Genomic DNA, 14,009 nt, shown 5'->3' with positions numbered 1-14,009 from the left:
CAACCAAAATATGATTGAATCAGCATTTCAATTTCTCTAAAAAATGTTTATAACGATCACACCAAACAATCTATAAATAAAGCTTTCAAATACACTTATTTTTAATTAGATATGAGGTGTAATCCTTGATGCCAGAACTAAAAGCCCCGGCCTCATTTAATAAGGGTTCTAGATGAAAATATATTTGGTTAAAAACAGTATAGTGATGCGATGGTGAAGAAAAGTCTCTACAGTCTTGAACGTGAAGGAAATGTCGATGGATTAAAAGAGCACATCGAGAACAGTAGTAATACCAATGTGAGATGTAGGGCTGCTGAAGTATTAGGGTCCATAGGTGGAGAAAAAAGCATAAAAACGCTAATCGACGTTATATTCAGTGAAAAACAACCTAAAAAAGTTAAGAGGGCAGCAGCCAACTCTTTAGCCTGGATGGATGACACAGACGCAGTTTGGCTACTTATAGAAAGGATGAAAGGACTGGACAAAGATACACAAAAAAACCAATGGGGAGACCTACTGAAAATATTTATAAAATCATTGAAAAGCGATAACAATTATGTTAGAATGGACGCAGCACTAGCCTTAGGTCGAATTGAAGATAAAAGAGCAGTAGAACCATTGATAAACGCACTCAAAGATCCAGATAAAGATGTACGTAAAAACGCCGCAATATCACTAGGGTCAATAGGGGAGAAAGAAGCAATAAAACCACTATCAAAACTACTAGACGACAAACACGCCGATGTACGAAGAGAAACAGTCAATTCACTAAGTTTAATAGGAGGGGAAAAAACAAAACCATTACTAATAAAATCAGCAAACGACAAAGACGAAGCAGTCAGAGAACAAGCAATCCTATCACTAAGCGACTACCTAGGAGAAAAAGTAATGGAAGCAATCGTAAATGGCTTAAGCGACAAAGAAGACATAGTTAAAGAAGCCGCAGCATTCGCCCTAATGGATTTCCTATCCAAAATACCAGAACAAAGAAGCCACGAACTACGTAAAGAAATCTCAGAAAAAATCGAAAGATTCGATTCAGACCTAGACCACAAAAAAATATTGGTAGCAGCAGAAGACGGTAAAAGACTTTCAATAAGAAGAAACGCAATCTGGCTATTAGGCCAAATCGGTGACAAAGAAGTTGTAAACAACTTAATATCATTCCTAAGTGAAGACGATCCCCAAATAAGAAGGATAACAACATTAAGCCTAATCAATATAGGTAATGAATCCGTAAACCCTTTACTAACCGCATTAAACAAAAACAATAAAAACGTAAGAAAAATGGCTGCATATGCCTTAGGAGAAATAGGCGACAGAAAAGCACTTGAACAGATAAAAGAACTAATGGAAGACGACTCTGAAGAAGTACGTATATTCGCATCAAAGGCATACAGCAAACTCGGAGGAGAATAATGGGTTCTTCTGAAAAAAAACTATTCGACATGATAGGTGGATACATACACCCCCTAATAAAAGGAAACACACGCAGAGTTGACGCCAAATGGGTTAAAGGAAAAATAATTCTAACAAACAAAAACCTCTGGCTAGTGAACAAAAAAGGCCGAAAAAAAATAAAACTCAAATCAATGAAAGAGATAGGCGGCCAATTCAACCTAAACCAAGAAGTACTCAAACAAGGCGATTACGTAGGGATAGTATACAAAAAAAACGGAGAAAGAACCGTATCACTAATAACAAGCATGAAAGACAGCGAACTAAAAAAATTCAAAAGAATACTACTAAAATACTTCGCTGACAACAAAATCGTGGTAGTCAAAGACCCAGTAAAAAAAGGAGGAGTACTACAAGACGACACAAAATGGAAAAAAGCAAAAACAACACTCAAAAAACAATCAATGCACTTCGTAGACGAAGACGGAAACATCCTAAACCTAAACCTAGAAAACGTACAAAACATATCAATGGAGTTCAAAGACTTCAAAGGAGAAGAAAAAGACACATTAGTCATAGAAAGAATAAATGACGAAGGAGTATCTGTAGTATCCTACATATACGCCCCAAAAGTCACTTTAAGCGTAATAAACAACTTCATCAAAGAAAGCTTCGAAAAACACGTTAAAAGCGAAATAGAATTAGACCAAAAAGAAAAAGAAATCATAATGGCCCTATACTCCGGAATATCACCATTCGACATACCAGACTTCATCGGAGTAGACGTAGACAAAGTCGAAGAAATATACGAAAGACTGGTCGAAATAAACGCCCTAAATGAAATAAGAAAAAGAAGAGAAGTCGAACTCACAACAAGAGGAAGAAACCTAGCCTCAAAAGTAATGGGCGAAGAATAAACCTAAACACAAAAAAAACAAACAAAAACATTGAACCAAAACAAACAAAAAAATCAGCTCCAAAAAAACCCTATTATCTATTACGAGCTAAACTTAGAAACAAAAAAACAAAAAATTAGTATACAGAGTGGATGTATTTCACACCCACTCACAAACCAAAATACAGTAAAAACGCCAGATCTATCTGTTTAACCTCATTTTGCTTCATCGTTGTTTTTTCTGGCCAGGTATATCCCAACTCCCAGTAAAACAACTGCCAACATCAGTATCAATATCGATATTATCGTTTGAACTTCAACGATGTTAGTCACGAAAGCTTCAATGCCATCTATTAGGACTTCTGGTGCGTCTTCACCTAACTCGTTTCTAAATCTGTCTAAAACCATGGGTGCTGTAAAGTAACTTGAGATCCCTATCAACCCTGAGATCAACGCTGCGGCTCCCGCTGAATAAGCAGTAGTTATCAACGAACCTGAAACTAACCAGATCAATCCAGTGAAAACTAAGATCCCGATAACACCTACCAATATAGCTATCCAAGACAGTTGCAGTAAGTTTCTAGCGTCTTCAACCAACCCAACATCGTCTTCATCCATCTCATCGGTTAAGTTGATTTCAGTTGGCATATCCTCAGTAATTTGACCAATAAAGGCATTGGTAAATTCACTTGAGAACTCAGATTTATTATCCTCCATGTTATCTAAGAAAACACTGTAACTGTCTTCATTACCTATCGATTCTAAAGGAGTTACCATCATATCAACATAGGCATTTACGAAAGCCTCTTCCTCAGCATCACCATCAAAATCACCCTCAACTTCATCTCTTATTTCATCGATATTTTCTTGGATAACGTCATCAACGTTTTCTTCACCAACTATTGCAGCTAAATCAGAGCGATACTCATCAACTACTTCGTTGTATGATTCTTCACTTTCTAGCATTCGGTCAATCATTGATATATTGTACACCACACCATTGTATTCATGGAGTTCTTCTAAATCTTCCATCCCTCCATTCCCAGGCAACAACTCTGTTATCTCAGTCATACTGCTGTTTAGTAAATATTTTTCAAACTCCAATTCAAAATTGCTTTCGAAATCATCAACATCGATTTCAAAAATCAATTCATCTCTATCCCCATCTATATATTCGTAAGCCAAATCGATGTTCTTGTGCATTACATCACGGATGAAGTCAGCCGAGATGGTTTTCCCCAAAATATCAATCATTTCTTGAGGAAGTTCTTCTTCATCTTCTTCATCCATTTCATCCTCCAAAATAGAGATAAATTCACTATGAATCGAAACATGAAGTTCCTCATTATCAATCGTATCTTTAACAAAATCACTATTCAACACAGTTCTCTCAGCAGTTATAGCTGAAGCGGTGAACGCAAAACCAACTACAAGTAAAAACGCCAACAAAACAACTAAAATTTTCCTAAATATACCCACTTACATAACCTCCTACAAAACAAAAACGACAACACATGCGATATTCCTTAACATTCAAAACAATATTTAGTTATTATCGAATGTACTGAAAAGATATTAAACAATCATGTTATTTTAATCTATTGTAAGATCTATCAAAAAACCCTAAATCAAACTAAAAAACTAAGCGTAATAAAAAACGTAATAAATGTCTTTAAAAATTATTGATCAAATAGAGTTTTTTCTGTTTTCTTTTTATTTCTACCAAATTATTGAAAATTAAGAAGTCTCTTTTCAGATACAGATTAATAATGGAAAAAATAATTAATTTGTATATCAATTAGGTTTTTAAAGTTATTTGGGGGAATGTAGGGAGATTGATATTTCCTGAATATTTAGTATGTACTTAGTTGCAGCTGTAATAATCTTTGTAAATATACTGTTATTCTACGTTGGAGCAAAAGCTTTCAAACCGAGTGACATCTCTCTTGATTTCAATAGAGCTATGGATATGGTTTTTAAGTACAAAGCCTATATTACAGCGCTTATTATGGTTTTTCTGTTAAACACAATCCAAAACCGTGTTTTATCGGATTTAGGCCAGTATATCGGTTTTGATTTAACTCCGATTATTTATGGGGTTGAAGGAGGGGTTGTCTCATTATTCCAAGTTATAGTAACTCCGTTTTTAACTGGGTATATGTTTTTCACATACGTATTTATCTATATATTCTTGATAGTGTTCTCTATATCACTTTATATTTACTGTGACAGTTTGAAAGAAGTTAAAGCTACAGTTCTATCTTATTTAATTAATTATATGGTTGCTTTACCATTCTTTTTGTTTTTACCTGTTTATGAATCTTGGATGGTTTTAGAGGGAGTTGCTCCATTACTATTCTCCGTTAATCTACCTGCTAATGATTTTATTATCTGGGTTAATGGTGTTAATAACTGTATGCCGAGCCTACATTCCTCCATATCTGTAACAGTAGCGGTAATAGCTACACAAGCATACCGAAACAAAAAATTGTATGGTCTGTGGATGGTTGTTTCATGGATGTTTGCAATATCGGTTTTGGCCTCAACTATGTATTTAGGAGTACATTGGGTGCTTGATGTAGTTGCTGGAACTTTATTAGGAATATTTGCTGGGTTGGTTGGATATAACGTGAATTACGAACTTGATTTCCTTGATAGATGGATTCAGAGAACTATACAATGGTTAAAGAGATTTAGATGAAGGTGTTTTAGTTGCTGAAAAAAATAGCTAACAATCTTGTTCCAATAACCGTATTGATCATCCTATTCCTCTCCATTTTTGGGTTAGTATCTGTTTCAAGTTTACCAGAAAGAGGATGTCTTGAAATAGATGACACTGGAACTATCGATATAGACTTTGATTCAGGCGAAGGAACGATATTTGTAAATATATACAATAGAGCGGACGAACCGGTTGAAGGATTATTAAAACTAAGTGTTAATGGAGAGTTGGTTGAAGAGACGCACGTTGTAGTTGATGGAAATAAAATAATTTACTTAGATTTTACCTTCAACTCCAACAAAGATAAAATATCGCTACAACTTGAACAAGAGGGTGAAACGGTGAGAGAAATAGGATTCAGAGTGGATAGATATCCCTACCAATATAGTTTTAATTAAAATTCAGGAAAAGATGGATCTAATCCTTTATCTATTAAAATCAAACCAAAAAACTCCAATTTCATTTTAAATATCGGTTGGACATACTTCAATCGTATAAAGATGGAGAAATAAAAAAGATTTAGTTTAAGTTAAAACAAATTTGGGATGGCTATGAAACAAGAAATATGGGTTGAGAAGTATAGGCCTGAAGGCCTTGAAGATATAGTTGGTCAGGACAGAGTTATCGATAGACTTCAATCTTATGTTAAAACAGGAAATCTTCCACATCTCCTTTTTGCTGGACCACCTGGCGTGGGTAAAACTGCTTCAGCCGTCGCTATAGCCAGGGAGTTGTTTAGCGATACATGGAACATGAACTTCACCGAATTAAACGCAAGCGATGAAAGAGGTATAGACGTAGTTAGGAGTAAGATTAAAAGCTTCGCTAAATCTTCATCGATCGGTGGAGCAGATTTTAAAATAATTTTTTTAGATGAAGCCGACTCACTTACATCGGATGCTCAATCTGCATTGAGACGTACCATGGAGAGTTTCAGCGACAACTGTCGTTTTATCTTAAGCGCAAACTATTCATCTAGAATTATTGAGCCAATCCAGTCACGTACAACTGTTTTTAGGTTTTCTAGAGTGCCAGGCGAAGCAGTAAAAAAACGTCTAAAATATATAGCTATAGAAGAAGAGATAGAGATTACAGATGAAGCTTTAGAAGCCCTTGAACACATATCCAATGGAGACATGCGTAGATCAATCAACGCATTACAATCAGCAGCGTCTCTAAGCGACAAAGTCGATGAAAAAGATATATACCAAATAACTTCAATGGCAAGGCCTGAAGAAATTAAAAAACTGTTTTTAAGCGCAATAAACAAAGATTTCATAGAAACCAGAGAGAGGCTGGAAGAACTTATGATAGAACGAGGTCTTTCCGGAGAAGACATAGTAAAACAACTACATAAATCGGTCTACGATCTAGATATACCAGACAAAAAAAAGGTAGAACTAATCGACCTAATAGGTGAAGCCGAATACAGAATGATAGAAGGTGCAGATGGACGAATACAAATCGAGGGAGTGCTAGCAAGACTCGCACTTGAAAAATAAAACCACCCACCACAAGCGGAACAACCCCAACCACATAACTCAAAAAAACAACTTACCCCATCCCTAACCATAATAACTAAAAAAATGAAAACCAACAAAATAAAAATAAAACAGCCATTCGACCTATCCAAAACAATATACAGTGGACAGCCACCAAACTTCGTGTTCAACGAAAAAAAAGGCAGTTACACTGGATTTATCAAGTACAACCAGAACTACAAACCTATAAAACTACATCAAAAAAACGACCACATCACATACAAAGCCGATGTACCTAAAAAAACAGTAAAACAGTTTCTAGGTCTACACCACGATATCGAAGCAATAATAAACAAAATAAACACCGACGAATTTATCAAAAACCTAACAGAAAAACACAGTGGCCTACGAATAACAAGATTCGACCCACAATTCACAGTTATCGCATTCATAGTATCCGCAAACAACTGCATCCGAAACATATCTAATTTTATATCCAACCTAACCAAATTTCACGGCCACGAAAAAACCATAGATGGGGATAAAGTCTACCTACCACCTCTGGATAACGAGCTATATAAATTAACTACAGATGACTTCAAAAAACTAAAAGCCGGATATAGAAGTAGATACCTATCCAAAACAACCAGTATGTTAAAAGACGGAGTGGTTGACCTAAACAGCCTACATGACAAAAACCATCATGAAGTCAGAGAACAACTAATGACCTTAATGGGTGTTGGAACCAAGATAGCGGACTGTATATCCTTATTCAGCTATTCAAACTACAACTCCTTCCCAGTAGACGTAAATATACGTAGACAAATGAAAAACAACTACAAACTCAATGACATGACCGACAAAGAAATACAAGAATACGCCAGAGACAAATGGGGTGAATACGCAGGATACGCTCAACAATATATATTCCTAGATGCAATAACCAGATAACAACAAACCACCTAAATATAAAATACAACGAAAATAGTATTAAGAGGAAATATCCATGGAAGACCTAACACTACTATCTGCAGCATACCTCATTGTCTGGATAGTTATCGCCGGCTATCTATTCTGGATCAAAAAGAAACAGGACAAAATTAACAAAGAAATCGAGGTCCTGAAAAGTGAAAATTAACAAAAAATACCTAATCGGCATAATCGTAATAACAATAGCACTCATCATAGGGTTATGGGGCGCCCCAATATCCATGGATAGATACACAGATATATCAGAAATAACCGAAAACCCAGACAGATACATAGACCAATCAGTACAAGCAGATGGAATACTTAAAAACGATTCAATAGAAAACACAGACACAGGAAGAAACTTCATAATAACAGACAGTAACACAGAAGACCAACTACACGTAAAAGGCTATACAGGTAGCCTAAACCTACAAAGCCTCGAAGGAGACCGCATCATAGTAAACGGAATACTAATCTCCGAAGACACAATCGAGCCAAAAGAAATACTAACCCCCTGCCGAGACACATACACCTCAACCACCACATACTAAACAAACCAAATTACAGGAGAAATAAAACAACACCATTCAAAATAACACCAAAAAAACCAAAACTATATCGAAAAAAATCAATCAAACTCCACCCTAAAATCAATAAAAAACATCTAAAACTGTAGATCAAACCCTTCCCAACAAGATATCTACAGATAACAAAGGAGAGTGCCTCGGGGCTTGAACCAAAAGTAGTTCAAACCACATTAATCTGAATTTAAAAACAGTTATAGAAAAAAACTAAGACAACTGAGAAATAAAAACAAACAACCTACAAAAACAAAGAAGAACACCGTCTGAATACCAAATAATTTAATACCAACGAGTGATAAGGATATACGTGTTCGCCGCGGTAGCTCAGTCTGGGAGAGCGCTGCCCTGAAGAGGCAGCTGTCCCTGGTTCAAATCCGGGCCGCGGCATACAAAAAGCGCCGATGGTCTAGTGGTATGACATGACCCTGCCACGGTCATAGCCCGGGTTCGAATCCCGGTCGGCGCACTCGCGGGTGTGGTCTAGTGGTAGGACTTGAGCCTTCCAAGAACCATCGAAGAAAGCTCATAGCCCGGGTTCGAATCCCGGCACCCGCATAACCATTTTTTCAAAACACTTTTCAAAATACCTAAATTTAGATATCCTGATTACAAAATCCCGAAAACCACATCCTACCCCAATAATAAGAGTACGTGTATAACCAACATAGATAAATAAATACACAGTTTACGAACTCAAAACCAAGAGTGGGTTAAAAAAAATAAATTAATTTTTTTGTTTATTTTTGTTGTTGTTGTTTCTATTTTTATTTATTTTATTTTAATTTGTTTTCGTTGGTTTGTTTGTTGTCTGGTTTTTTGAGTGGGTTTTTTATTTTTTCTTCTATTTTGGTTATGTCTTTTATCATTATTGAGGTTGTTATACCTCCTATTAACAGGTCTAGGTAGTATGTTACTGTTCTCCAGAGTAGGACGAATATCCCGATGTATGCTGCTCCTACAAGGGTTGAGTATATTATTGATGCGCCTATTTCGGCTACACCACTGCTTCCAGGTGTTGTTGGGATCATGACTAAGAACATTAGTAATGCATATCCTGCCCATGCTATCAGGAGGTTTATTTCTAGGCCTAATCCAATGAGTATTATGTATGGGATTGTGAATTCGATTATCCATATTCCTATTGTTAGGGTTGAGGCTATCAAGAGATGTTTTTTCTTGTTTTTGATGTATTTCCATAGTATTTTGTTGTATGAGTCTATTTCTCGGTTGATTTGTTTATTTGTGCCTGGTCTGATTTTTTCTATTGGTTTGCATAGTGTTTTTAGGGTTTTTTTGATTAGTTGTGGTTTTAGTAGGCTTGTTATAAATCCTACTGCTCCTGTTAGGAAGAGTATTGCTATGAATGTGAATGTTATCTGTAGTGATATGTATTCTGTGAATTGTTCTCCTATTACGAACAGGCTTATGGTTCCGATTATTATTAGGAAAAAGATGTCCATTGCTCTTTCGCTTATTACTATTGCGCTGGCGACTCCTCCAGAGCTTTTTTCTTCACGGCTTAATAGCCATAGGCGTACAGGTTCTCCACCTGCGTATGAAGGTGTGATTGCTGCGGCGAAAGAGCTTGTTAATACTATTTTTAGTGTTTTATTGAATTTTAAGGGCATTTCTGATGCTTTGGCCAATATGTTTACTTTGGCCGTCCACAATATCCATCCGGTTATATGTAGTGCTGCTGCTAGAAGTAGATAAGGAAGTTCTATTTGGATTAATCCGTCAATCAATCCATCTGGGGCTGTAAGGATTATTAATGCTGAAATTGTAACTATACTTGTTGCAAGTGAGATTAGTAGGAGTTTGGTTGGTCTGTTCATTTTTTGTGTCTCTAAAATAATGATTTATAAGTTTAATTAATGGTGTTGTATATCGAGATGAAGGTGTGTATCTACTTGGAGATGGAGAGCCGGCTTGATACAAGTGGTATTGGTGTGGCTACAGATAATCAACGTAAAGCTTTAGGTAAGTTGGGTAGGTCTGGGTTGAAGTTGACACATGATCCTTGGAGTTGTTTCGATATACTTCATTTGAATACAGTTGGCCCTAAATCCCTATTTCATTTGTTTAGAGCTAAAAGAAAGGGTAGAAAGGTTGTTGTTCATGCTCACACTACCGGTGAGGATTTTAAGGGTAGTTTTATGTTGAGTGATTATGGGTCCGTTCCTTTGAAAAAATATCTTGGTTTTTATTATAGTCAGGGAGATGTTGTTTTGTGTCCATCGACGTATACTAAAAGGAGGTTGGTTGAATATGGTGTGGAAGAACCTATTGTTGTTTCTAATGGGGTTGACATCGACAAATATAGTTTTGACCCTGGTTTAAGACGGGAGTATCGAAGTAGGTTTGGGTTGGATGGTACCGTAGTTTTTGCCGTTGGCTCTCCTTTTCAGAGGAAGGGTGTTGAGAGCTTTGTTGAGGTTGCTGAAGAAATGCCTGAATTTAATTTTGTTTGGTTTGGGCCTTTGCGTAAAAAACTTCAGAAAAGGTCTGTAAGTAGGTTGATTGAGAACCCGCCTGATAATGTTTTGTTTACCGGTAGGGTCGATGATGTGGTTGGAGCTTATTCTGCTGGCGATGTTTTTTTCCTACCGAGTTATACTGAGAACCAGGGTTTGGTTGTGCTTGAGGCAGCTGCTTGTGGAAGGCCTTTAGTTTTAAGGGATATTCCAGGTTTTAATTACTGTAGAGATGGGGTTGAGTGTTTGAAGGGTGATTGTGTTGAAGAGTTTAAAAAACACATTATGTCGGTTGTTGAGGACGATGGTTTAAAAATGGAATTGGTTTCTAATGGATTGGATTTAGCAGAAAGACATTCCCTTGAAAACACGGGTGAGAAGTTGGATCAGATCTATAGGGAGGTTTTGGATTTATGAAGGTTGCTTTATTTACGGATAGTTATTTTCCACAGATTAATGGGGTTACCTACTCTATCTCTCTCCTTAAAAAACAGTTTTTTGAGCGGGGTTTGGATGTTACTGTAGTTTTCCCTAAATCTAGTGATTATCTTTGTGGTGAAAACGAAATTGGAATTAAATCGTTTTCATTACCTTTTTATGAGGGATATAGAGTTGGTTTTCCTGAAGCTATTTCAGATCGGCTTGGAGATTTAGATGTAGTGCATACGCACACCCAGTTCTCTATAGGTGGGTTTGGTGCGTATATTGCAAGGAAGAAAAACGCAAAACACATAAATACACTTCATACATGTCCTGAGTATTATGTAGATTATATAACCAGTTTAAAGCCGATAAAAAGGTTTTTAAAATACCTGTATATCGGTTGGGAGAAAAGGTTTTTAGGGACCGCTGAAATAGTTACCGTTCCATCAAAAGAGATTAAGAAAGATGTTGTTGGGAAGGGTTTAAGGAATGTTAAGGTTGTTCCGAACGCTATCGATCTAGATTTCTTTAATGAAAAAAAGGATGGTTTGTTTAGTTTTGAAAAACCGGTGATCGGGTATAGCGGTAGACATAGTACAGAAAAAAACCTTGAAGACCTAATAGAGGTTTCCAAGAGACTTGATGGATATACGGTGGCTATAGCTGGAGATGGTCCTTGTAGGGAGAGATATGAATCGATGGCTAAAAACCTAGATAATGTTGTTTTTTTAGGTTGGTTGGAGCGGGATAAGCTACCTTATTTCTATTCAACATTGGATGTTTTTGTTTTCCCTTCAATAGCGGAAACACAGGGTTTGGTTGCCCTTGAATCAAATGCCTGTGGAACCCCTGTGGTTGGAGCCAACTGTAAAGGATTGAAAAACAATATTATCGATGGAAAAAACGGATATCTATACACACCTGGAGACATAGACATGCTTGAAAATAAAATAAAAGCTTGCATAGATGACGAAGAACTTGTAGATAAAAGTAAAAATCACGTTGAGAAATATTCTTCTATAGAAATTGCTGAAGAAATAATAAAGTTATATCAAGATTGACATAGTAGGTTTCAGAAAACCGTTTCAAAGGTATGTTGACTCCATCTCCAATTGCTATTTATATTTTCTTTTATTTTATTTTATTTTATTTTATTTTATTTTATTTTATTTTATTTTATTTTATTTTATTTTATTTTATTTTATTTTATTTTATTTTATTTTATTTTATTTTATTTTATTTTATTTTATTTTATTTTATTTTATTTTATTTTATTTTATTTTATTTTATTTTATTTTATTTTATTTTATTTTATTTTATTTTATTTTATTTTATTTTATTTTATTTTATTTTATTTTATTTTATTTTATTTTATTTTATTTTATTTTATTTTATTTTAGAATTGGCTTAGCTAGGCTATATTTATTTAAAGAGTTGTTTTATTTTTTTTATGTTTCTTTTGTTGCCAACTGCTATCATGGTGTCTCCGTTTTTTATTGCGAATTCTGCGTTTATTTTTGTGAGTAGTTTGTTTTCGCGTTCAACTGCTATTATGGTGGCTCCTGTTTTATTCCTGATGTCGAGTTCGGCCATGGTTTTGCCGCTGTGTTTTTTGATTGGTATTCTTGCGAACTCTAGTTTTGTTTTTGGTGTGAGTATTGTTCGGTCTTTTATTATCACTGAGGCTAGTATTTCTCCTGCTACTGTTGGTAGTGATAGTACGAAGTCGGCTCCGGCGTTATAGAGTTTCCATATTGTTTCGGGGCTGTTTGCTCTGGCTATTATCTCTACTTCGGGTGCTTCGTGTTTTATTATTAATGTTGCGTATACTGCGGCGGTGTCGTCGTTTAGGGTTAGTATTACGGATCTAGCGTTTTTTAGGTCTGCTTTTTTTATTGTATCTAGGTTTGTTACGTCTCCAACTATGTCTATGTTTTCACCTGGGTTTAAATCGATGGTTTGGACGTCTAGACCTGCTTTTTTTAGTGTTTTTACTGTTGAAGGGCCTACTGTTCCGTATCCACATACTATTACTTTGTTTAGTTTGCCGTGGTAGCTTGATATTGGTCTTACTTCTAGGTTTTCGAAGTATAGTGTTTCTGTTAGTACTAGGATTATTGCGTTTTCTTTGATTTCTGTGTCTGGTTCTGGTGATGCTATGAATTTGCCTCCGGTCCAGATTCCTATTACGGTTGTTTTTCGTGTGTTGAACTGTTCTATTTCTCTTAGTTTTTTTCCTATGATTGGGCTTTCTTCTTCTACAAGTAGTTCGGCAGGTTTTAGTTTTGTTTTTAGTTCTATCGATTCGTTGAATTTTTCTGCTACGGATGATAGTGCTCTGTTTGCTAGGCTTTCTCCAAGTACCTTTCTGGATTTGACTACGTAGTCTGCTCCAGCTAGCATGTGGTATCTTTCTTCTTTTTCAAGCCTTGTCATGCTTATTACGCGGATTCGTGGGTTGACTTTCTTTGCGGATAGTATTATTGTTGGGTTTGTGGAGTCACCTACGTCTGCAACTAGGGCTCGGGCTTTATCGGCGTTTGCAGCTTTTAATGTCTCTACTTTCTCTGGGTCTCCAACTATTGCTTCATGTCCCATATCGAGGAGTTTTTCAACGGTTTCGAGGTTTCTTTCTATAAATAGGTAAGGTATGTCTGAGTTTTTTAGTTCTTGGGTTAGTATTTCATCTGCTGGGGAGTGGCTGCATATTATTACGTGGTCGGTTAGGTCGCTTGACCTTGCTACCTTTCCTTCAAGGGCTCTTTTGAACATGGGTATTACGACAAGAGGTAGGCCTATAAATATGAGTAGGACTGCTGTTAGGTTCATGGATACAACGATTAGGTTCATTCCTAGTGTTGTCCAGTGTTCTGCGTCTCCTCCGAAGCCTGCGGTGGTTAATATTTCGATGACTTTCTGTAGTGATTGGTATATATTTCTTTCTTGTCCTTCGAAATAGAACATTCCCCATTGGTATATTAACGTGAAGGATGCTACTATTGCTATAAAGCCTATTATGCTGAGTCCTATCCTTTTGGCCCACCATTTCATAGAGTTTTT

13 protein-coding genes and 3 tRNA genes are annotated in these 14,009 nt (G+C 36.1%); 13 read left to right on the top strand and 3 right to left on the bottom strand.

Going from position 1 to position 14,009, the window contains the following annotated elements:
- The first annotated feature begins 210 nt into the window (after positions 1 to 210).
- The gene (locus AMET1_RS07050) at positions 211 to 1,419 is read left to right on the top strand and encodes a HEAT repeat domain-containing protein (RefSeq protein WP_086637771.1); all 1,209 of its coding nucleotides are present in this window, start codon (positions 211 to 213) and stop codon (positions 1,417 to 1,419) included.
- A complete protein-coding gene (locus tag AMET1_RS07045) occupies positions 1,419 to 2,315 on the top strand; it encodes a CheF family chemotaxis protein (RefSeq protein WP_086637770.1) in 897 nt (298 codons plus the stop codon). Before AMET1_RS07050 ends, AMET1_RS07045 begins: the two co-directional genes overlap by 1 nt.
- 194 nt (positions 2,316 to 2,509) lie before the next feature.
- On the opposite strand, the gene AMET1_RS07040 is transcribed toward AMET1_RS07045, so the two are convergent.
- On the bottom strand, positions 2,510 to 3,772 hold the full coding sequence (locus AMET1_RS07040; RefSeq protein ID WP_086637769.1) for a hypothetical protein: 1,263 nt from the start codon (positions 3,770 to 3,772) through the stop codon (positions 2,510 to 2,512).
- Positions 3,773 to 4,151: 379 nt separating this feature from the next.
- Between AMET1_RS07040 and AMET1_RS07035 the strand changes: the two genes are divergently transcribed.
- The 9 genes from AMET1_RS07035 (at position 4,152) to AMET1_RS06995 (ending at position 8,607) form a co-directional block, all read left to right on the top strand.
- Positions 4,152 to 4,994, top strand: a complete 843-nt coding sequence (locus tag AMET1_RS07035; protein ID WP_086637768.1) for a phosphatase PAP2 family protein — start codon at positions 4,152 to 4,154, stop codon at positions 4,992 to 4,994.
- A gap of 11 nt (positions 4,995 to 5,005) precedes the next feature.
- On the top strand, positions 5,006 to 5,413 hold the full coding sequence (locus AMET1_RS07030) for a hypothetical protein (RefSeq protein WP_086637767.1): 408 nt from the start codon (positions 5,006 to 5,008) through the stop codon (positions 5,411 to 5,413).
- Between the two features lie 153 nt (positions 5,414 to 5,566).
- Positions 5,567 to 6,517, top strand: coding sequence for a replication factor C small subunit (locus AMET1_RS07025; RefSeq protein WP_086637766.1), 951 nt, complete (start codon positions 5,567 to 5,569; stop codon positions 6,515 to 6,517).
- 84 nt (positions 6,518 to 6,601) lie between these two features.
- Entirely contained in the window at positions 6,602 to 7,447 is an 846-nt protein-coding gene (locus tag AMET1_RS07020) for a DNA glycosylase (protein WP_086637765.1), read from the top strand.
- Between the two features lie 55 nt (positions 7,448 to 7,502).
- Complete coding sequence (locus tag AMET1_RS07015) at positions 7,503 to 7,634, top strand: CcmD family protein (RefSeq protein ID WP_086637764.1); 132 nt, start codon at positions 7,503 to 7,505, stop codon at positions 7,632 to 7,634.
- A complete protein-coding gene (locus AMET1_RS07010) occupies positions 7,624 to 8,019 on the top strand; it encodes a cytochrome c maturation protein CcmE domain-containing protein (protein ID WP_086637763.1) in 396 nt (131 codons plus the stop codon). Before AMET1_RS07015 ends, AMET1_RS07010 begins: the two co-directional genes overlap by 11 nt.
- 346 nt (positions 8,020 to 8,365) lie before the next feature.
- Positions 8,366 to 8,439, top strand: a tRNA-Phe gene (locus AMET1_RS07005).
- 8 nt (positions 8,440 to 8,447) lie between these two features.
- Positions 8,448 to 8,518, top strand: a tRNA-Gly gene (locus AMET1_RS07000).
- Between the two features lie 3 nt (positions 8,519 to 8,521).
- A tRNA-Gly gene (locus AMET1_RS06995) sits at positions 8,522 to 8,607 on the top strand.
- Between the two features lie 218 nt (positions 8,608 to 8,825).
- Here the strand turns inward: AMET1_RS06995 and AMET1_RS06990 are convergent.
- A complete protein-coding gene (locus AMET1_RS06990; RefSeq protein WP_086637762.1) occupies positions 8,826 to 9,887 on the bottom strand; it encodes a lysylphosphatidylglycerol synthase transmembrane domain-containing protein in 1,062 nt (353 codons plus the stop codon).
- A 57-nt stretch (positions 9,888 to 9,944) separates the two neighbouring features.
- On the opposite strand from AMET1_RS06990, the gene AMET1_RS06985 reads away from it, so the two are divergent.
- On the top strand, positions 9,945 to 10,943 hold the full coding sequence (locus AMET1_RS06985) for a glycosyltransferase family 4 protein (protein ID WP_161490822.1): 999 nt from the start codon (positions 9,945 to 9,947) through the stop codon (positions 10,941 to 10,943).
- The gene (locus AMET1_RS06980; RefSeq protein ID WP_086637760.1) at positions 10,940 to 12,010 is read left to right on the top strand and encodes a glycosyltransferase; all 1,071 of its coding nucleotides are present in this window, start codon (positions 10,940 to 10,942) and stop codon (positions 12,008 to 12,010) included. The genes AMET1_RS06985 and AMET1_RS06980 overlap by 4 nt, the downstream gene beginning before the upstream one ends.
- Before the next feature lie 361 nt (positions 12,011 to 12,371).
- Here AMET1_RS06980 and AMET1_RS06975 read toward each other — a convergent pair whose 3' ends face one another.
- Entirely contained in the window at positions 12,372 to 14,000 is a 1,629-nt protein-coding gene (locus AMET1_RS06975) for a potassium channel family protein (protein WP_086637759.1), read from the bottom strand.
- Positions 14,001 to 14,009 lie beyond the last annotated feature (9 nt).

This window comes from Methanonatronarchaeum thermophilum (assembly GCF_002153915.1).
GTDB classification, from domain to species: Archaea; Halobacteriota; Methanonatronarchaeia; order Methanonatronarchaeales; family Methanonatronarchaeaceae; genus Methanonatronarchaeum; species Methanonatronarchaeum thermophilum.
Note: the sequence above shows the minus strand (reverse complement) of the source record. Positions and strands in the feature narration are given on the sequence as shown.

Bases quoted from the DNA above. Each gene is read 5' to 3' on its own strand.
- AMET1_RS07035 (WP_086637768.1), top strand. From the start codon at position 4,152: ATGTACTTAGTTGCAGCTGTAATAATCTTTGTAAATATACTGTTATTC.
- AMET1_RS06985 (WP_161490822.1), top strand. From the start codon at position 9,945: ATGAAGGTGTGTATCTACTTGGAGATGGAGAGCCGGCTTGATACAAGT.
- AMET1_RS07045 (WP_086637770.1), top strand. From the start codon at position 1,419: ATGGGTTCTTCTGAAAAAAAACTATTCGACATGATAGGTGGATACATA.
- AMET1_RS06980 (WP_086637760.1), top strand. From the start codon at position 10,940: ATGAAGGTTGCTTTATTTACGGATAGTTATTTTCCACAGATTAATGGG.
- AMET1_RS07050 (WP_086637771.1), top strand. From the start codon at position 211: ATGGTGAAGAAAAGTCTCTACAGTCTTGAACGTGAAGGAAATGTCGAT.
- AMET1_RS07020 (WP_086637765.1), top strand. From the start codon at position 6,602: ATGAAAACCAACAAAATAAAAATAAAACAGCCATTCGACCTATCCAAA.
- AMET1_RS07025 (WP_086637766.1), top strand. From the start codon at position 5,567: ATGAAACAAGAAATATGGGTTGAGAAGTATAGGCCTGAAGGCCTTGAA.
- AMET1_RS06990 (WP_086637762.1), bottom strand. From the start codon at position 9,887: ATGAACAGACCAACCAAACTCCTACTAATCTCACTTGCAACAAGTATA.
- AMET1_RS07015 (WP_086637764.1), top strand. From the start codon at position 7,503: ATGGAAGACCTAACACTACTATCTGCAGCATACCTCATTGTCTGGATA.
- AMET1_RS06975 (WP_086637759.1), bottom strand. From the start codon at position 14,000: ATGAAATGGTGGGCCAAAAGGATAGGACTCAGCATAATAGGCTTTATA.